This is a genomic window from Pseudomonas sp. P5_B3, assembly GCF_056400405.1.
On sequence record NZ_JBFULI010000006.1, the window covers coordinates 64,773 to 83,006 of the forward strand.

The 18,234-nt window shown below is 58.5% G+C and carries 15 protein-coding genes and 2 pseudogenes; 5 read left to right on the forward strand and 12 right to left on the reverse strand.

The window, feature by feature from the left end:
* Nucleotide 1 precedes the first annotated feature (1 nt).
* The 5 genes from AC1DRN_RS05860 to AC1DRN_RS05880 form a co-directional block, all read right to left on the reverse strand.
* Nucleotides 2–1,336 (reverse strand): HlyD family type I secretion periplasmic adaptor subunit, encoded by a 1,335-nt coding sequence (locus AC1DRN_RS05860; protein WP_223457241.1) that lies wholly within the window; start codon nt 1,334–1,336, stop codon nt 2–4.
* An 11-nt stretch (nt 1,337–1,347) separates the two neighbouring features.
* On the reverse strand, nt 1,348–3,123 hold the full coding sequence (locus AC1DRN_RS05865) for a type I secretion system permease/ATPase (protein ID WP_223457239.1): 1,776 nt from the start codon (nt 3,121–3,123) through the stop codon (nt 1,348–1,350).
* 111 nt (nt 3,124–3,234) lie between these two features.
* On the reverse strand, nt 3,235–3,639 hold the full coding sequence (locus AC1DRN_RS05870) for an AprI/Inh family metalloprotease inhibitor (RefSeq protein ID WP_223457237.1): 405 nt from the start codon (nt 3,637–3,639) through the stop codon (nt 3,235–3,237).
* A gap of 91 nt (nt 3,640–3,730) precedes the next feature.
* Complete coding sequence (locus AC1DRN_RS05875) at nt 3,731–5,188, reverse strand: serralysin family metalloprotease (protein ID WP_223457235.1); 1,458 nt, start codon at nt 5,186–5,188, stop codon at nt 3,731–3,733.
* Between the two features lie 351 nt (nt 5,189–5,539).
* Nucleotides 5,540–5,860, reverse strand: coding sequence for a hypothetical protein (locus AC1DRN_RS05880; RefSeq protein ID WP_223457233.1), 321 nt, complete (start codon nt 5,858–5,860; stop codon nt 5,540–5,542).
* A gap of 342 nt (nt 5,861–6,202) precedes the next feature.
* Between AC1DRN_RS05880 and AC1DRN_RS05885 the strand changes: the two are divergent.
* Nucleotides 6,203–6,274 (forward strand): annotated as a pseudogene (locus AC1DRN_RS05885) (integrase); the annotation flags it as partial.
* Between the two features lie 147 nt (nt 6,275–6,421).
* Here the strand turns inward: AC1DRN_RS05885 and AC1DRN_RS05890 are convergent.
* The 3 genes from AC1DRN_RS05890 to AC1DRN_RS05900 form a co-directional block, all read right to left on the reverse strand.
* Nucleotides 6,422–7,042 carry an NADPH-dependent F420 reductase gene (locus tag AC1DRN_RS05890; RefSeq protein ID WP_223457231.1) on the reverse strand — a complete coding sequence of 207 codons (621 nt, stop codon included), beginning with the start codon at nt 7,040–7,042 and terminating at the stop codon, nt 6,422–6,424.
* 113 nt (nt 7,043–7,155) lie between these two features.
* Nucleotides 7,156–8,097, reverse strand: a complete 942-nt coding sequence (locus AC1DRN_RS05895; protein WP_223457229.1) for an SDR family oxidoreductase — start codon at nt 8,095–8,097, stop codon at nt 7,156–7,158.
* Nucleotides 8,098–8,182: 85 nt separating this feature from the next.
* Nucleotides 8,183–9,151: an SDR family oxidoreductase gene (locus AC1DRN_RS05900; RefSeq protein ID WP_223457227.1), complete on the reverse strand. Its 969-nt coding sequence runs from the start codon at nt 9,149–9,151 to the stop codon at nt 8,183–8,185.
* A gap of 154 nt (nt 9,152–9,305) precedes the next feature.
* Here AC1DRN_RS05900 and AC1DRN_RS05905 point away from each other — a divergent pair, with 154 nt between their 5' ends.
* Nucleotides 9,306–9,758, forward strand: coding sequence for a winged helix-turn-helix transcriptional regulator (locus AC1DRN_RS05905; protein ID WP_223457225.1), 453 nt, complete (start codon nt 9,306–9,308; stop codon nt 9,756–9,758).
* Nucleotides 9,759–9,925: 167 nt separating this feature from the next.
* Here the strand turns inward: AC1DRN_RS05905 and AC1DRN_RS05910 are convergent, their stop codons facing one another.
* Nucleotides 9,926–10,525, reverse strand: coding sequence for an NADPH-dependent F420 reductase (locus tag AC1DRN_RS05910; RefSeq protein WP_223457223.1), 600 nt, complete (start codon nt 10,523–10,525; stop codon nt 9,926–9,928).
* 70 nt (nt 10,526–10,595) lie between these two features.
* Entirely contained in the window at nt 10,596–11,330 is a 735-nt protein-coding gene (locus AC1DRN_RS05915) for an SDR family NAD(P)-dependent oxidoreductase (protein WP_223457221.1), read from the reverse strand.
* A 113-nt stretch (nt 11,331–11,443) separates the two neighbouring features.
* Here AC1DRN_RS05915 and AC1DRN_RS05920 point away from each other — a divergent pair, with 113 nt between their 5' ends.
* The gene (locus AC1DRN_RS05920) at nt 11,444–11,806 is read left to right on the forward strand and encodes a winged helix-turn-helix transcriptional regulator (RefSeq protein ID WP_223457219.1); all 363 of its coding nucleotides are present in this window, start codon (nt 11,444–11,446) and stop codon (nt 11,804–11,806) included.
* 576 nt (nt 11,807–12,382) lie between these two features.
* Nucleotides 12,383–13,836: pseudogene (locus AC1DRN_RS05925) on the forward strand (tyrosine-type recombinase/integrase).
* Nucleotides 13,837–14,091: 255 nt separating this feature from the next.
* On the opposite strand, the gene salA reads toward AC1DRN_RS05925, so the two are convergent.
* Both salA and AC1DRN_RS05935 read right to left on the reverse strand, forming a co-directional pair.
* A complete protein-coding gene (gene salA / locus AC1DRN_RS05930; protein WP_223457217.1) occupies nt 14,092–15,375 on the reverse strand; it encodes a salicylate 1-monooxygenase in 1,284 nt (427 codons plus the stop codon).
* Nucleotides 15,376–15,613: 238 nt separating this feature from the next.
* A complete protein-coding gene (locus AC1DRN_RS05935) occupies nt 15,614–16,954 on the reverse strand; it encodes an MFS transporter (protein ID WP_223457214.1) in 1,341 nt (446 codons plus the stop codon).
* Between the two features lie 357 nt (nt 16,955–17,311).
* On the opposite strand from AC1DRN_RS05935, the gene AC1DRN_RS05940 reads away from it, so the two are divergent.
* Nucleotides 17,312–18,214, forward strand: coding sequence for a LysR family transcriptional regulator (locus AC1DRN_RS05940; protein WP_223457212.1), 903 nt, complete (start codon nt 17,312–17,314; stop codon nt 18,212–18,214).
* Nucleotides 18,215–18,234 lie beyond the last annotated feature (20 nt).

The window sequence follows — 18,234 nt, forward strand, 5'->3', positions numbered from 1 at the left end:
CTTATTCCTCGGTCAACGCGGAGCCTGCCCGGTCGAGCAGCGGTTTGAACAAATAGTTGAGGAGTGAACGTTCACCGGTGCGCACAAACATTTCCGCCGGCATACCGGGTTTGATCACCAGACCGTTGAGCTTTTCCATGGCCTCATCGCTGACGCTGCTGCGCAGCACGTAATACGGTGCGCCGGTTTTCTCGTCGAGCAACTGGTCGGCGGAGATCAGGCTGACTTCGCCCGGTACTCGCGGGGTGCGGCTCTGGTTGAACGCGGTGAACAGAATGTCCACCGGCAAGTGCGTGCCGACCTTGTCGACCAGGTTGATCGGCAGGTGCCCTTCCACTTCCAGGCGAGTGCCCTGGGGCACGATCTCCAGCAGATTTTCGCCCTGTCGCACCACCGCGCCGACCGTGTGAACCCCAAGGTTGACCGCGATGCCATCGGCCGTGGCGAGGATCTCGCTGTGTTGCAGGTCGAATCCGGCGGAGGTCAGTTGTTCCTCCAGGGTCACGCTTTTGAGCTGTGCATCGGCCAGTTGGGTACGGACTTCCTTCTGATACTCCTCGATGTGTTGTTGCAACTTCAGGTGCGATTCGAGGATGCCCTGCTCCACGCGCCCGCTTTCGCCGGTGTTTTCTGCCAATTGTTGTTGAACTTGCGACAACTGCCGCTGGTACTCCATCAGTCGGTTGCGCGGGATGTAGCCGTTGTCCGCCAGGGGCTGGAGATTGCTCAGCTGTTGTTGCAGCGAGTTGGCCTGGGCGCTCAGATCGGTACGGGCGCGGCGCATGCCGGCCAATTGCGCGCCGGCGCCTTCGATGCTGGCACGCAGGGCCGCTTGTTCGCGGGAGAAAGCATCGCGGCGGCTGCTGAACAACTGGCGCTGGCCTTCCAGCACCAACGCCAGGCGCGGATCGGGATCGTTGCTCAGCTCGGTGGGGAAACTCACTTGTTTCAGGTTGTCCCGTTCGCTCTGCCAACGCGCAAGGCTGGCCCAGGCCATACGGTACTGCGCTTGCAGGGATTGCACGTCGGCGGCGACCTGGGTCCGGTCGAGCTGGAACAGCGGCTGGCCCTGTTTCACCACCTGACCTTCGCGCACCAGAATCTGACTAACGACGCCGCTGCTCATCGATTGCACTGCCTTGCGCTTGCCCGACACCACCACCGTGCCTTGCACCGCAATGCCCTGATCGAGCGGCGCCAGACTGGCCCAGGCGAAGAAACTGCCAGCGCCGACGATCGCCAGAATCCAGCCCAGCCGGGCAAAGTAACCTGCGTCGCGCTCCGGACGTTCCGCGAGGTAATCGTGTTCCATCGTGGCTTCATTTTGACTGCTCATGTGTGCGTGGCTCATACACCCGAGTTCCTTGTCGTGGGCTGATACTGCCGGCTCATGCTGAGCCCGCCCGGTGTCTGTGCAGCTTTTTCACGTTGCTGTTCCTGGGCGCCGGAAAGTGCCTTGAGTACCTCCTGGCTCGGGCCGAATGCCTGCAAGCGACCGTCATTGAGCACCAGCAGCTTGTCGGCCTGGGCCAGCGCGGATGAGCGATGGGTGACCAGAATCACGCTGGTGCCCTGGGCCTTCATTTGAGCGATCGCACCGGCCAGGGCCGCTTCGCCCACGGTGTCGAGGTTGGAGTTCGGTTCATCCAGCACCACCAGGCTCGGTTGGCCATACAGCGCACGGGCCAGCGCCACGCGTTGTTTCTGCCCACCGGACAAACCACTGCCGTCCTCGCCGAGTACGGTGTCGTAGCCCTGGGGCAAACGCAGGATCAGTTCATGAACGCCGGCCTGCTGCGCGGCTTCAACGACTTTATGTGGATCGGCTTCGCGGAACCGCGCGATGTTTTGCGCGATGCTGCCGCTGAACAATTCGATGTCCTGTGGCAGGTACCCGATGTAGGGACCGAGGTCGTCGCGGTTCCAGCGATGGATATCCGCACCGTCGAGCCGCACCGTACCGCCGAGGGTCGGCCAGACACCGACCAGCACCCGGGCCAATGTCGACTTGCCGGAACCCGAAGCGCCGAGCACGCCCAGCACCTCCCCCGCAGCGAGGCTGAAATTGACCATGTGCAGGGTTGCCGCACGTTGCCCCGGAGGACTTGCGCTGACTTGCTCGAAACTGATCTGGCCCTTCGGCGCCGGCAGCGCCATGGCGTCGTCACTCGGTGGAAACGCTTGCAACAAGACGTCGAGACGGCGGTACGCGAGTTTGGCGCCGCTCCACTGTTTCCACACGGCGATCAACTGATCGATGGGGCTCAGGACGCGGCCCATCAGGATCGAACCTGCGATCATCATCCCGGCAGTCATGTCGCCCTTGATCACCAGCAAGGCGCCAAGACCCAGTACCAGGGATTGCAGGCACAGGCGCAGGGTTTTGCTCAAGGAGCTGATGACGGCACCGGTGTCACTGGCCTGGTTCTGCAGACCGAGGAAACCTGAATGCACCTGGAACCAGCGGTTGCGCAAAACCCCCAGCATGCCCATGGCCTGGATGGTTTCGGCGTTATGCAGGTGACTGGTTGCCAGTTGGCTGGACTTCTGGGAAAAACCCGCCGCTTCGCCCAAGGGCTTTTTGGTCATCGCCTCATTGAGCCAGGCCAGCCCGATCAGCAGCACCGCACCCGCCGTGGCAAAGACCCCGAGCCAGACGTTGAACAGATAGATCACGAACAGGTAGACCGGAAACCAAGGCGCATCGAAGAAGGCAAACAACGCCGGGCCGGTGACAAACTGACGAATGTGCGTCAGGTCGCCCAATGCCTGCCCGGCGTTACCCTCTCCCTTGAACAGATTACGTTCGAAAGCCGCCTGATAGACCCGCAGGTTGAAGCGCCGCTCCAACTGACTGCCAATACGGATGACGATAAAGCTGCGAATAACTTCCAGCAAACCGATGAAGGCAAAGAACCCGACAACCATCAGCGACAACATGGCCAATGTCGTTTCATTTTGCGAAGACAAGACCCGATCATAGACCTGGAGCATGTAAATAGAGGGCACTAACATCAGAATATTGATCAGTGCGGTGAAACTGGCGACGCTAATCAAAATACCCTTGTAATCACCCAGCGCTCGAACTAGAGGTGCAGCAGGAGTGGTCTTCGCCATCTTCATTAATCTTCCTTGAGTTGATTACTCACAGGCACAACCCATTACGCCATTCGTTAAACGAACAGACCCACTTTTTAGATAGGGGCATTGGGCCACCAACTTGACCTGATGCTTTTACTCTGGCGCTCGCTGCAGCGACACATTGAATCCAACAGGCAATGTCAGCTTATAAAACTCACTCTTCTGTCGACTGAAAAATGCTGTTTTCGAACCTTCATGGTTGGTCAACGCAATCCCGTCAGGTTCGGGGAACCAGCCGGTGGGAGCCTGTCCCAGCCAGCGCACCATGCAATCGAGTTGCCCGCCCAGCGTCTGGTCCGGTTTCAATTCAATCAGGCAACCATTCGGCTGTCGGTCCTGCAACAACGCGGACGAGCCTTCCCGGACTTGCCATTTTCCGGCGAGTTCCGACGGGTCCGCTAATTTCAGGCTGTTTGCCATGGTTACATCTCCAAAAAACATCATCAGCGCCGCCGATAGCCACACGCTGGTTTTGCAGGTAAAGACGCTTTGCGTCATGGGACGTTTTACTCCGCACCGTAGCCTTTTTCGCAGCGAGGACAGAAGGCGGCGCATGACGCACCGCCCTCCTTTCTCACGTCACATCACATCACGCCACGATGTCCGAGTACGCCGCCTGGCCCACGGTGCTGACCAGGAAGTCAGCCACGCCATGCCCGGAGAAGTCCACCGACAACAGGCTGTTACCGCCCGAATTGCTCAACACCGCATCGCCTGCCGCACCGGTGAATGCACTGACAAAATGCAGGCCTGCGCCGTTGGTGATGCCGGTCAGGTCGATCTTGTCCAGGCCGCTGACAAAATCGAGGATCTGGTCGACCGCACCGGGTTTCGAGTCGCTGCTGGCCGCGAACACGAAAGTGTCCGAGCCGACGCCGCCCCATAACTTGTCCGCACCACCAGCGCCGTAAAGGATGTCGTTGCCGGCACCGCCCTTCAGCTCGTTGGACACGTTGTTGCCGATCAGCAGGTCGCTGCCCGAACCGCCGATAGCGTTCTCGACAGTGACGCCCTTGGCAATGGAGACGTTACCCACCATGCCACCAACGTCGGAGAACGAGGCTTCATTGAGGTTGATCTTCTGGTTCTGGGTGAAACCGGAGAAATCCAGAGTGTCCTTGCCGCCCGCGTCCCACACCGAGAACACCACTTTATCCGACGATGAAGACGCGCTGAGGAAATCGCGTCCGGCGTTGGAGTTGAAGCCGTAGGTGGTGTCGCCGGTACGGATCGTGGTGTTGGCGCCGTAGAGCTTCTGAATGGCTGCGATATCGTCCGTCAGCGGGCCGGACGAATAGGCTTCGACGCCACCCTTGCTGAAGTTCTGGCTGGTATTACTTTCACTCCAGTAGCTCATGACGCTGTAGCCGCGGGTGTCTTGCCCGTAGGACGCGTCGTTGTAGGTCGGCGCGCCTTCGCCGGCGTTGTAGTCGCCAGGGTGGGCCAGGCCCAGGGAGTGACCGATTTCGTGGGTCAGGGTTTGCCGGCCATAGTTATTCAGGTCCGGGGTCTTGTTGGGCGTGTAGCTGCTGTTGATCAGGTACCAGGAAGTTCCGTCATAACCGGCGCCCGTGCCAGGCAGGTAAGCAAACGCCGCTGCGCCATCCTGGCCGCCGCTGTAGTTACCGAAGGTCATGTGACCGTCGCCGCCGGCAGTCTTGTCAGTGAAGGTGACATTGGCCACGTCGGCCCAGGATTGCATGGCGAGCACGGCCTGGGCTTTTTGTTGCGCGCTGAACTGACTGAACCCGGTAATCCCGTGCTTGTACATGGTGCTCGACGAGGCCGAGGTCAGGAACGTATAGGTGAGCTCGATTTTGCCGCTGCCGTCCTTGTCCTGGTAGGCAGCACCGTCGCGCAGCAATTGGGTGGCGGCCTGGTCGACGGAGAACGAGGGTTTGCCATTGACCGTGAGGTTGCCACCCCGATCATATTGATGGCTGAAGCTATTGATCTGGTTGAAAGCAGAACTGGCTACAGCCAATGCTTGCAATGGCTGGAATGTCTGATCGGCGGAATCAATAGCGTGGACTTTTACTTTCGACATAAACACACTTCCTTGTTTAGCTATGGAACAGTTTCTGTCAGATAGCAACAATCTCTGGCGAGATTGCCCTATCACTCGCCCATTGAAGGCGAAAGAAAACTGACACAATTCGAAATCAAACGTCTACTACTTTTTTAATGTAAAATTTTGTTATCCAAGCAAATGCCCGAAAACAATAGGTGTGCTGTAGGCACTGTTATCTAAAAACAGGCGGACCGGAATAATTGTCTGACAATCGACAATTTAATTATTAAATAATGGTAAGTTTATTTTGTAGACTCCTTCGCACTTCTCACGTTCATTCATAGATGTGCCCGCACACTTTTTTCATTGGATTAAACGTTTAGTGAGTTATCTCGGTGGTGTTCTATCCAACGCCTTGCGCTTTTCAGTTTGTGCTCCCTCAAGCCCAGGTATGACCCTGAAGCTATCTGCTGCGGTCTCGTCAATTCGCCAGATCTTGGGCTTAAATACCTCGGGCACCGAGCTAAGGGTAAGAGTGGCATTGACGAAACGATCACTCGTCTCGTTCAAGATGCGAAGCTCGCGAATCACAGGGATGGCGTTCTGGAAATCTGCAAGGTTCAGCTTCGCCACCAAGGTGGCAAGGATTTTTACTTCTTTAGGCTGGACTTCTTCTTGGGGCGTGAGGGGCTGAACGATGTCATCCATGCGCAACCATCCTTGTCGTGATCCCCAGGGGAGTGCCGGAAATGGCCGGCCAGGGGGCCCCTCTTGAGCTGATGGCGGGATGATAGTTCTTCTAGTGAGAGCCGGAATGTGCCTTTGGTCATCACTGATTTTTCATCCCATCATCGAATGGCCGCCTACGACAGGAACGAAAACGTACCTTCTCAACTCACTTACCAAGCTGGGGCCAAAGCCCACGGGAAAAATTCAGATATTGGTACCACATCCGAAAAAAACCACCCAGAGCCAGCCGTTTTGTGGGGGTAAAAGTAGGGGGAACTCATCTTATGGCCAAAATCACCATCAAAGAACTCGAGTCGCTGACCGCAGGACCTGCGCCGCACGGGGGCGACCATGATGCAAGCTTTAGGCGTTAGCCTGGATGTCATCGATCGCCGCKGCCCATGGCTGCAAAAAAATTCTTCACAGTCTGGACATTCTCTTGTGTGCTCATCGAAATCTCTCCATTTCCTTTACCCAGGATCGTGTCCGATCTAACCGGACACGTTGTTGGCCTGCTGGTGAGGACGTGGTGTCGGTGATTCAGCCGATATCGACTTTCATGGCGATGTCCCAGGTGCCGGCGCCGTTTTTAGCCAGGCCGATCATCATCAGACCGAGCCACTCGAGCGTCTGGGCCATCTGCAGGCCGCCGACATCCAACGGACGCAGCCCGAGACTCTCGAGGAAGGTCGAGACGCGCGCCTTGGCGTCCGCATCGTCCGCCGCGATGAACGCATCGAGGCGTTCATCCTTCACAAGTACATGGCCGAAGAGGGTATTGAACGCCTTGACGACATGCGCGCTGGCCGGGGCGCCCTTGGCGATCTCCTGCGCACCGGAACTGCCGTGGGGGGTAACGAGGCCCGAGAGATCGGGAGCGACCGGGTTGGTGATATCGATGATCACCTTACCGTCGAGCGCTTTCCCAAAGTCGGCCAATACAGCCACCGCATTGGTGTACGGTACGGCGAGAATGACGATCTCGCCCGCCGGAGTGGTGCCGTAAGTCCCTGTGATCGCTCCGGATGCGATCTTGTCGACAAGCGCCTGCGCCTTGGCGGGATCGCGACTGACAACCTCGACGGTGTGTCCGGCCTTGGCGATACGGCCGCCGACAGCCGCGGCCATGCCTCCCGAACCGATGATACTGATAGTGCTCATGTGCAGTCTCCGTTTGAAATCGGGTAGTTTTCCATCGTTTCTGGACGGGTTACGCCGTCACGGCTTGGCCACCCGCCGGGCGCAGTGCGACCCGGCGGTGTGCCGTCACCTCATCAGTCGGCCGGAAAGTAGTGACCGCTATCAAGATCGGCGAAGAGTCCGGGCTGGGTCGGTTCCCAGCCAAGAACCCGGCGCGTGATGGCGTTCGATGTCGGGGTGTCCAGCGTGACCAGATTCGCAAGGAACCCGAAGTAGCCAGGCAGCATCAGCACGTCCGCGGGAATAGACACGGCCGGCAGATTCAACCGGCTGGAAATGGCTTCGGCGATCTGGCGGTACGGGACAGCCACGTCGGCGATTGCATGCCAGCTTCTGCCCGCCGCGCCTTTTTCCAGCGCCAGGCGAAACACGGTGGCGAGGTCACGGGCATGCACGGCCCCCCAACGGTTGGCACCTTCTCCGGGGTAGCCGACGACACCCTTTTCCTTGGCCAGCCCGATCAACAGCGGAAGGAAGCCGGCGTTATCGGTGGAGCTGTGCATGATCTCAGGGATCCGCACGATCGAAGACCGTATGCCCTTTTCGGCGAGACCGATCACCGTGGTTTCCACGATGTTCCGAACCCGCAGGGTATTCTTGTACGGATCGCCGCCGGGAAGGGGCGGATCCTCCTCGGTGGCCGGCCGGCCCAAGCCCTCCCACCCGGGCGAGCCGACGCTTCCAGACACGACCAACGGCTTTCCGCTTCCGGCCAATGCTTCGCCATAGGCGAGCATGATCTCAAGCTCCGCGGCCGCAACGGCGTTGATCCCGCCGGTTGGGATCAGGTCCTGCCGATGCGCGAGGTGAATGACGCCGTCCGAGGCTGCGGCCGCTTCCTTTAGCCCGTCGAGATCCTCGAGATTGCCGCGACGTACCTTGGCGCCGAGCGCAGCTGCCTGCGCCGCGGCCGTGTCGGACCGAGCCAGAGCAGTGACCTCATGGCCGGCGGCGATAAGATCGGAGATGACGTACGGACCGGAATGGCCGGTGCCGCCGGTAACAAAAACGTGCATATGCGTGCTCCTCGTGGGTGATAGGGTGCGGGAAAAGGTGCTAAGGGGACTGTGCCGGACGCATTTGCGATCCAGTGCCCCGTCGTCAGCTCAAGTCAGTCGGCGGAAAGTAATGGCCGTTGTCCAGGTCCTCGATCAGACCGGGCTGAACGGGGTCCCAGCCAAGAGCCTGGCGGGTGATGGCGTTCGACGCGGGGAGGTCTAGCGTGGCCACTGCCGCCAGGAACCCAAAGTAGCCCGGCAGCATCAGTTCGTCCGCGGGGATGCTCACGGCGGGTATTCCCAGGCGAGCGGCTATAGCCTCGGCGATCTCGCGGAACGGGATTCCCTCGTCGCCGATCCCGTGCCAGGTTTTGCCTGCGGCCCCCTTCTCGAGCGCCAGGCGGAACAGCGAGGCAAGATCGCGGACGTGCACGGCGGGCCACCGGTTCTTGCCGTCTCCCGGATAGCCGGCGAAACCCTTTGTTTTCGCGAGCATGATCAGCTGCAGGCGACCGGTCGCACTGTGTAAGAGAGTGGGAATCCGCACGACCGACGATCTAACACGTCGCTCGGCGAGGCCCACGACGGCGGTTTCCACGATATTGCGTGCCAACAGAGTGCCTGAATCGATCGGGCCGCCAGGTAGAGCGGGATCATCCTCGGTCGCCGGGCGGCCCAGACTGACCGGTGCGCCGATAGGCGCCGCTCTGCCCACGTTCATGGGCGTGCCGATACTGCCTGCAACGACCAGTGGCTTATCCGTGCCCGCCAGCGCCTCGCCGAACGCGAGGATAGTCGCGAGTTCCGATTCGACTAAGGCGGCGATCCCGCCGGACGGAAGCAGTTCGGCCCTGTATCCGAGGTGGATGACGCCGTCGGACTCGACCGCCGCAGCCTTGAGCCCTTCGAGGTCGGCAAGATCTCCACGACGCACCTCGGCGCCGAGTGCATACACCGCTGCCGCGGACGCGTCTGACCTTGCCAGAGCGACGACCTCGTGGCCGGCTGCGATGAGGTCGGGGATGACGTACGAACCGACGTGGCCGGTGCCGCCAGTAACGAAAACGAGCATGTTATTGGCCCTTCTAAGCAATGTGATACGAGACGTGCTGGTGCGATCCGGTGAACTCACTCAACGTAGGATCAATGCTGGTCTTTTCACTTGCAAAAAGCAAGCAACCCACTGAATTTTACTTGCGACATGCAAGTGATGCTAAGATCTAGCCATGAAAAAAACTCTTAAAGAAGACCTTCGGTCCCATTGCGCGGTGAACTACGGCGTGGAGATTTTCGGCGACCGGTGGTCGCTCTTGATCATTCGCGACATCGTTTTTGTTGGAAAGAAGACGTATGGGGATTTCCTGAAATCGGAAGAGGGAATCGCGACCAATGTCCTTGCTTCCCGACTTGCCTTTCTGGAGGAGCAAGGCGTTCTCTCGAAGGCACCCAACCCCGACGACAGACGCAAGGACTTTTACACGTTGACCGAGAAGGGCCTGGACCTCATTCCAATTGTGATCAACATTGTGCTCTGGAGCGCGAAGCATGATTCGAAGTCGTACGTGCGGCGCCGCGAGGAGTTTGTTGCTCGATTAACTCAAAACCCGATGCAGGTGAGCGAGGAAGTGAAGGCGCTGGTCCGAAATGGCGGGTGCATCTTTCCTGAGAGCGGGGGATGAACAAGGCGGCCAACGCGCCCTGTCAGGGCGCAATTGGCACTTATCCAATCGTATAAGTTGTGGGCCTGTCAGCGAGGACCTGAAGCCGGCACCGCCCTCACTTCAATCAGACTGTGGCTGCCCTTTTCCACGAGGGAGATCGCATCAAAATTGACGATCACGATCCATCAATCGAACTTGACCAAGTCCTTAAAGATCAGCTGACCCCAGCTATTTCCGCGCGCCTGCACAAGCAGTCCACCTTCCGAAAGCCCGCCCAGCTTGATCGGCGCGAAACCGAGATTTTCCGCAAGTGCACCCACTTCCGCTGCGGCGCTGTCATCGTCGCTCGCCAGAAACACGACTCTCCTGCCACCCTGTACGGCCGGATCCTGGCCAAGGACGGCGGCGCCCAAATGGTTGAAGCCCTTGACCAGTCGTCCATCCGTGAAGGCCTGCGCGACGACCCTGGAAGAAGGCTCTCCTCCCAGTTCCTCAGGGGACACGCCGTAGGCATTGGTCATATCGATGATGGTCTTTCCCTTCCAGGTCGGCAGCGCCTTCGCGACATCCGGGTGCGACTCGAAACGGACAGCCAAAAAGACGATGTCCGCCTTGAGGGCTTGCGCCAGTGTTTTAGGAATGATCCCGGGGCCGATCGCGGCCGCAGCGGAGGTAAAGCTTTCCGGGTCGCGCGTGGTTGCAACGGATACTTCGATGCCGTTGCGGGCAAACGCCTTGGCCAAGGCCTGACCGAGCTTGCCGAAGCCGATAATTGCGTAGCTCATAAGTTCTCCTTGGGTTTACCGGGTTCTACGACGCGCCGAACAATCGAATGGAGCGCCTGGGCGTAGGGCGTCAGAGTTGCGCCAGACCGCCGTCAACGGCGACCTCGCTGGCGGTCATGAAGCTACTGTCCGGCGACGCGAGAAACGCGGCCGCTGCTCCGATTTCCGCCGGATCGGCCATGCGCTGAAGCGGAGTCATCGCGGCGTAGACTTTCTGGCCTTCCTCGCCCAGCGCTTCCTTCGCGAGTTCGGTCGCCGTCGCCCCGGGCGACAGCACGTTTACCCGAATGCCGGTGCCCTTCAGGTCCTCGGCCCAGGTCCGCGCGAGGTTGCGCACTGCCGCCTTGCTCGCGCTGTAGGCGCTCATTCCCGGGGCGCCCGTGGTGCCGGCGCTCGATCCGGTCAGGATGATCGAGCCGCCCTCGCCCATCAGCGGCAGCGCCTTCTGGACCGTGAAGATCGCCCCCTTCACGTTGGTGTCGAAGGTTTCGTCAATGTGCTCGGCGGTGATCTTGCCGAGCGCAAGCTGGCTTCCCGCCCCGGCATTGGCGAAGACGATGTCGAGGGTTCCACGCTCGGCCTTCACCGCCGCGTAGAGTCGGTCGAGGTCGGCCTCATCCGAGACCGAGCCCTTCACCGCACGGGCGTTGGGTCCGAGCTCGGCCACCGCGGCATCGAGCGCTGCCTGTCGGCGGCCGAAGATGAAGACGAAGGCGCCCTCCTCGATGAAGCGCTTTGCTGCGGCGCGGCCGATGCCGGTAGCGCCGCCGGTGATCACGGCGGTCTTTCCATTCAGTCTGGTCATGTCGTGCATCCTTCGTTGGAGTGGTACGCAAGCAGGAAATTGCTTGCTTGAGACGAGGATGCAGCGCTGATAACCTAAGGACAAGTATGCACCTTTTGGTAAGTATCGAAAAAATGACGAAATCTTCTGAAATCTGCGACACCGGCTGTGGGCTCAACGCCACGCTACGCATCATCTCGGGCAAGTGGAAACCGCTGGTCCTGTTTTTTCTGCGCGACGGCCCGAAGCGCTACGGCGAACTCAAGCGCTTGATCCCGGGCGTCAGCGACAAGGTGCTGATTCAGCAGTTGAAAGACCTGGAAGCCGATCACGTGTTGGCGCGGACCGACTACAAGGAGGTGCCGCCGCGCGTGGACTACGCGCTAACCCCGCTCGGTCGCAGCCTGGCTGAGGCGATCGTCCCGCTGTGCACCTGGGGAACCGAGAACGCGGCGCAAATGGCAAGCATCTTCGCTAAGCGCGACGCTTTGGCCTAGCGGGATGCAGACGAACCGCTGAGTGGGACGATTTTGCGCAGGCGCGCGCCGTCTTTTCGCAAAGCGAACACCTGAGCCGCCACGCCAACAACGAGCGCAAGGGCTATAAAACCCAGCGTACTTTTGAGCAATGGCGAATTCGGGTCAGTGACGATGGGGTGGCCATCGGGGACTCGACGCAACGTCTCCGAGACGGTCGGGACCATCAGCAAGAACGCCGTCAAGCTCAGATAGATGGTTTGTTAGATGTGTTTGCTCGCACGAACATCATCAATCAAATCGGCGTTCTTGTTTCTGTGTTTCCCGGGATTCCGTGAAGAACCAAATAAAAAGGGGTCGCGAGATAAAATCTCGCAACCCTTTGATTTATATGGTCGGGACGGAGTGATTCGAACACTCGCCCCCTAGCACCCCATCTCCTTTTTCATACTTCTTGAAAGACTCCGAAATTTCACTCTGGATTTTTCTAAGCTAGTATTTACTTGAGCTCCAGCGGTGTTCTGCTCTACGAGAGTCCAGTAACGTCCATCAAGAGCCGACGTTTTTGTGGGGGTAAAAGTAGGGGGAGTCCATTTCATGGCCAAAATCACCATCAAAGAACTCGAGTCGCTGACCGCCAATGATGCCGGCCGGATCCTCCGGGAGGATGGCAATCTCGCGGGTCGAATTTCCCTGCGTAAGGACGGCGTGTCGGTCAGCTTTTCTATCGGTATCGCTGGGGCGACCAGAACAAAGAGTACGCCTGCGGGTCCTGGCCACGCAAATCCCTGACCGACATCCGCAAGGCACGCAACCAGGCTAGGGCGCTCATCGATGAGCAGATCAATCCCAACGAGCAGAAGAAAACCACCAAGGCACAGGCATACGCCGCAGCTAACGTAGAGGCCGAACAGGTAAAAACGACGAAGGTGCAAACGCTGACCGTCCAGGATCTGGCCAGCGCCTGGCTGTTGGATGGCGTGGCGCGCAAAGATGGCAATGCCGAGTTGCAGCGCCGTTTTAACAAGGACCTATTCCCGGCACTTGGCAGGACCGCGGTGAACAATGTTTCCGAACACGATGTTCGGGCGCTGATCTGCACCGTGGTCAACCGCGGCGCTCACCGTCAAGCCATCAGCTTCTTCGCCGACCTCACCCAGATGTTCAGCTGGGCTAGAAAGCGCCAACCTTGGCGGGCGTTACTGGTTGAGGGTAATCCGACTGAGCTGGTCGACATCTCCCCCCTGATCCCTGCCGACTACGAAGCGGAAAGAAGCCGGATCCTTTCCCCGGCGGAGCTGTTGGAACTGCACAACCGCTTCCAGCAAATGACCGCCGATTACGACGCCCTCCCCGCGGGCCAAAAATACGACGGTATTCGGCCGCTAAAGAAGGAAACGCAGCTCGCGCTCTGGATCAGCCTGGGCACCTTGTGCCGGATTGGCGAGTTGCTGCAGGCCGAATGGAAAAATGTCGATCTGGACCAGCAGACCTGGTTCCTCCCCAGTGAAAACGTCAAGGGCACCCGGGGCAAGAAGCAGGACCACCATGTCTTCCTCTCCCCCTTTGCCCTTCATTTCTTTCAGGAGCTCAAAACCCTGACGGGAGACTCCCAATGGTGCTTTCCGAACAAGCAGGATGACGGGCATGTGGACGTAAAGGTGGTGAGTAAACAGGTCGGCGATCGCCAGGTCCGGTTCAAAAATCGCAAGGCCCTTTCAAGACGGCGTCACGACGACACCCTAGTTCTTGCCGACGGCCAGAACGGCGACTGGACGCCACACGACCTGCGCCGCACGGGCGCGACCATGATGCAGGCTTTGGGGGTCAGCCTGGACGTCATCGACCGCTGCCAAAACCATGTGCTGGCCGGCTCGCGGGTGAGACGCCACTACCTCCATCACGACTATGCCGAAGAGAAGAAGCACGCTTGGGACCTGTTAGGCGATCAACTCAGTGCTGTGCTGTCTTCGACCTACGAGCATCCTCCGGCTGAGTCGATGATGTCTTTTCTAGCCTACGCTGCTCCTGGAGCTCTTCCGCCTTCATAGGTCAGATTCATAGTCGTGTAAACATCGCTGAGCGCTTGCCTGGGGTCGTTTTCGGCCCGTCGTGCCCGGCAAAAATCGGCCCAGAGTGTKTAAAAAAGCCTCCAAAAACCCTTTCTAGTTTGCGAAACGAGAGCACCGTCTTCCGGCTTCGAAATAGAAAACCTAATCTGACGTTTTACACACTCTGGGCCAAAAGCAGGCACTCATTGTCCAGTCACACGCGCAGCCAAATCCTCGACGATCTGGTTCAAGTCGCTATGCGAGGGTTTTCCAGCCCAGTTGCTCACGAGCCTCTTGCAGGTCGCCCTGCATATCGTGATTCCACAGCCAGTCAAAACGCTCCGCAAGGGTTTTGCTCAGCAGTGGCTCGTTATCGTCTACAGCTGGATCACGCAGTTCGTAAAGCTCGCCGGCTTCCCAAGACGTGCGTTGAACACGACATGCACGTGGGCGACGGATAGCGTCATAGACCTCGAGCACCGCTTGCGGCCGGCTCGCCAAAACCTGCGGATCCGCCAGCAGTCTTGCCAATAGCCAGGCATCTTCCAACCCCTGTCCTGCGCCAGCGCCTTGGTGTGGCAACATGGCGTGGGCCGCGTCTCCAATCAGCCCTACCCGGTCGTGCACATAGCCCGGCAGCTCTTCGAGTTCATGTAAAGCCCAAAGGGTCGGCGAAGGAATGCACTCGAGCAGAACCCGTGCGGCATCGCCCCAGTCGGCGAACGCGGCAAGCATTTCTTCCTGGCTCGCATTACGAACCCATGGAGAATCGCTTGGCCAAGTTGGATCAGGTCGACTGCGATCGGAAATGAAGGCCACTACGTTGATCAGTCGCCCTTGCTTAACAGGGAAGGTGAGAATGTGAGCGTCGAGCCCAAGATACATTTGCGGGACGTCGACCAAGTGTTCATCGACACCACGAGCACGGTAAGCGGCTCGCAACTGTTGGCTGTCGATCATCCCGCGGTAGGCGCAGGTGCCGCTGAAGCGTGGTGTCGCAAGGGGCTGGCCGAGGCCTTGTAGTACATGATCACGAATCGTGGACTTGATACCGTCAGCAGCGATCAGCAGGTCACAGCGGTGCTCGCTGCCATCGGTGAACAGCACGCGGGCCTGTTCGGCATCCTGCTCCACCCTAACTGCACGTTTGCCGAATTGGGCGATCCCTTCTGGCAACTGACTGGCCAGAGCGTCGAGAAAATCCGCACGGTGAACCGACGACTGCCCTACCCCTTCAGCCAGGCTCGCGCCCAGGTAACCCGCATCCTCACCACGGCGCCATTCGAACCAAATATCCTGCCAGGGATCAAGCGTGCGGTCGGCGATCTTCCGATAAGGTTCGGCAATGCCCAGACCGGCGATGGCACGAACGGCGTTGGCACCGAAGGAGACACCAGCACCCACTTCGCCAAAGGCTGACGCCGCTTCAAACAACTGAACGCTGAGATGGGAGTGACGGCACAGATCCAGGGCTAACGCCACGCCGGCAATACCGCCGCCGACAATACCGATGCGCAAGGTAGTTTGAGAAGTATGCATAGCAAGGTACCCATGAGGCTGATTGTTATTGGAGTACCCAAATCATCGCCATCTGAGCGCTATTGATAAATACCGTGACTTCAATACATAGCATCATCAATGTGAATATTACTCGGCAGAGCATTGCAAACGCGTCGCCATGGTCTGTATCAAACCAGTCAATTACGGGATGCTCGCCAACCACCGCACGTGCAGAAACGACGAGCTCTCGGCGCAACTCGTCGTTTCTTTGTAGCGATTACTGCGGCACAGCTTGCCTGGACTTTGCGTCCTGACGGCGTGAGGCGTTTTGCTTTAGAAAGACCAGAATCGCTATGGCCCCCACCAATCCGGGTAGCGCGAAGATCAGGAAGCTCGCCTGCATCGGAAGTGAGGAGGCATGCAACGCGCCACCCAGCAACGGGCCGATGATTGCGCCAGTGCGGCCCACGCCCATCGCCCAACCAAGGCCCGTAGCGCGTATGTGCGGCGGGTAATACTGCACGGTACAAGCGTTGGCGAGGATCTGCGTGCCGATCGTGCATGCACCCGCCACGGCGATCAGCAGATAGAGCACCGCCAATGGCGCTTTGAGCGCCAGCAGACTCAGTGCCAATGCTCCGCAGCAGAAGAAGACGAACAAGACCTTGACAATGCCAACTCGATCGCCCAGCCACCCACCGGCCACCGCGCCGATAATCGCACCAAGATTAAGCACCACCAGAAACGCCAGGCTCGAGTTCAATTCGTACCCTGCGGCGCTCATGAGTTTTGGCAACCAGGAGCTCAGGGCATAGACCATTAGTAAGCAACAGAAAAACGCCAGCCACAGCATGAGGGTGCTCAACTTGCGCCCCTCCCGGAACAGCTGCGCAATCGACACGTTCGTGCCTTTGGCGGCGATGCGATTCAACTGATCGGTTGCGCTAGGCACATAACTCGGTACGGCCTGCGTCAATAACGACTGGGCCTTGACCGTCTGCCCGGTGCGCAGCAGGAAATCCAACGACTCGGGCAATTGGCGTATCAAAAATGGCAGCGCCAGCAGTGGAATCAAGGCGACATAGAACACCGCTTGCCATCCCCACTGAGGAATCAGCACCATACCCAGGCCGGCAGACAGCATCCCTCCTAGCGAGTAGCCACTGAACATGAAGGCGACCAAGGTGCTGCGGGATTTCTTGGGCGCGTACTCGTTCATCAGCGCGACAACGTTCGGCATTACTCCACCGATCCCCAAACCGGCGATAAATCGACATAACGCAAAAGCCTCCGGGCTCTGCACCAAGCCGTTGATCGCAGTAACTCCACTGAAAAGCATGACGCACATCATGATGGTTTTTCGTCGGCCAATCCGGTCCGACAATGATCCAAAAAACAGCGCACCCAACATCATGCCTACTAGCGCACAACTACCCAGCGCTCCAGCCTGTAATGAACTCAGTCCCCACTCGGCCATCAGCGAGGGCAACACGACCCCGTAGATGACCAGGTCATAGCCGTCGAAGATAATGATTAGCGCACACCAGAACAGTACGCGTGCATGGAAGGTATTGAAACGAGCCCCGTCAATGAGGGCTGCTACATCGATCGTACGCATGGCATCGCTCTTTTTTGTCGTTGTTATAGAGCCGAAGGTTCAGATTCCCCCGGTAGTTGCGCGGTGCCCAATTTAATTGTCCGACCTGCATTTTTGAGTGACGCAAACCGTTCAAAATTTGGGTAGTGCAGCGATCATGGCCAACGCATCGAGCGTGATAAATACAGTGATCCAAATACCTACTATTTCGAACGTGAATAAAGATCAGAGATGGGCAAAAGCCACGCAGCCATTGCGATGGACGCGACGCTACAGCACTTGATAGGCTGAAGTTCTTGCAGCGGCCATTCAGAGCGCTGCAGACCCTACGACGGGCAACCTTGTCGCCGTGGTATGAGCCCATCTACTTGAGGCGTTATGGAATTACGTGAGCTGGATCTCAATCTAATTTTGGTGTTCAACCAACTGCTGATCGACCGTAAAGTCTCGACTGCCGCGGATAATCTTCAGCTGACCCAACCTGCTGTCAGCAACGCGCTAAAGCGGTTGCGTACCGCCTTGAACGACGAACTTTTCGTACGCACCTATCAGGGAATGGAACCCACGCCTTATGCCCGGCAGCTGGCTGAGCCGGTAGCGCTAGCCATTCAAACTTTACGCGATGCACTGAGCCGACAGGACACGTTTGACCCGCTCCACAGCAATCGCAGATTCACCATGGCGATGACCGACATCGGTGAAATCTACTTCATGCCGCGGCTGATGGATGCCTTGGCTGAACGCGCACCGGGGTGCTCGATCAGTACGCTGCGCAACAATACCGATACCTTGGGCGAAGGTCTTCAGAATGGTGCGATCGACCTTGCAGTGGGATTGCTGCCTCACCTTCAAGCAGGTTTTTTTCAACAACGCCTGTTCCACCATCGTTACGTCTGCCTGTGCCGCAAGGACCATCCTGCCACCCGGGAGCCGTTGACGCTGGAGCGTTTTTGCAGCTATGACCATGTTCGTGTTGTCGCGGCGAATACGGGGCACGGCGTCGTTGATACCTTCCTCGCACGAGAAGGTATCGAGCGAAACATACGGTTGGAGGTTCCGCATTTCGTAGCGATAGGCCACATCCTTCAACGCACTGATTTGCTGGCGACCGTACCTGAACGATTTGCTATCAGTTGCGAACAACCCTTCGGGCTCGCCGTTCTAGCGCCGCCACTGGAGTTGCCGAACATCGAGATCAATCTGTTCTGGCATGCACGGTACAACAAAGATCCGGCCAATCGCTGGTTACGACAGCTCATGTTCGAGCTGTTCTCGGATTAGGGCAGATCACTCTGCCCCGG

Coding starts and splice junctions, on each gene's coding strand:
- AC1DRN_RS05900 (WP_223457227.1), bottom strand. CDS start 9,151: ATGCTCGTTTTCGTTACTGGCGGCACCGGCCACGTCGGTTCGTACGTC.
- AC1DRN_RS05920 (WP_223457219.1), top strand. CDS start 11,444: ATGACGAAATCTTCTGAAATCTGCGACACCGGCTGTGGGCTCAACGCC.
- AC1DRN_RS05860 (WP_223457241.1), bottom strand. CDS start 1,336: ATGAGCAGTCAAAATGAAGCCACGATGGAACACGATTACCTCGCGGAA.
- AC1DRN_RS05910 (WP_223457223.1), bottom strand. CDS start 10,525: ATGAGCTACGCAATTATCGGCTTCGGCAAGCTCGGTCAGGCCTTGGCC.
- AC1DRN_RS05890 (WP_223457231.1), bottom strand. CDS start 7,042: ATGAGCACTATCAGTATCATCGGTTCGGGAGGCATGGCCGCGGCTGTC.
- salA (WP_223457217.1), bottom strand. CDS start 15,375: ATGCATACTTCTCAAACTACCTTGCGCATCGGTATTGTCGGCGGCGGT.
- AC1DRN_RS05880 (WP_223457233.1), bottom strand. CDS start 5,860: ATGGATGACATCGTTCAGCCCCTCACGCCCCAAGAAGAAGTCCAGCCT.
- AC1DRN_RS05940 (WP_223457212.1), top strand. CDS start 17,312: ATGGAATTACGTGAGCTGGATCTCAATCTAATTTTGGTGTTCAACCAA.
- AC1DRN_RS05875 (WP_223457235.1), bottom strand. CDS start 5,188: ATGTCGAAAGTAAAAGTCCACGCTATTGATTCCGCCGATCAGACATTC.
- AC1DRN_RS05870 (WP_223457237.1), bottom strand. CDS start 3,639: ATGACGCAAAGCGTCTTTACCTGCAAAACCAGCGTGTGGCTATCGGCG.
- AC1DRN_RS05905 (WP_223457225.1), top strand. CDS start 9,306: ATGAAAAAAACTCTTAAAGAAGACCTTCGGTCCCATTGCGCGGTGAAC.
- AC1DRN_RS05865 (WP_223457239.1), bottom strand. CDS start 3,123: ATGAAGATGGCGAAGACCACTCCTGCTGCACCTCTAGTTCGAGCGCTG.
- AC1DRN_RS05915 (WP_223457221.1), bottom strand. CDS start 11,330: ATGACCAGACTGAATGGAAAGACCGCCGTGATCACCGGCGGCGCTACC.
- AC1DRN_RS05935 (WP_223457214.1), bottom strand. CDS start 16,954: ATGCGTACGATCGATGTAGCAGCCCTCATTGACGGGGCTCGTTTCAAT.
- AC1DRN_RS05895 (WP_223457229.1), bottom strand. CDS start 8,097: ATGCACGTTTTTGTTACCGGCGGCACCGGCCATTCCGGTCCGTACGTC.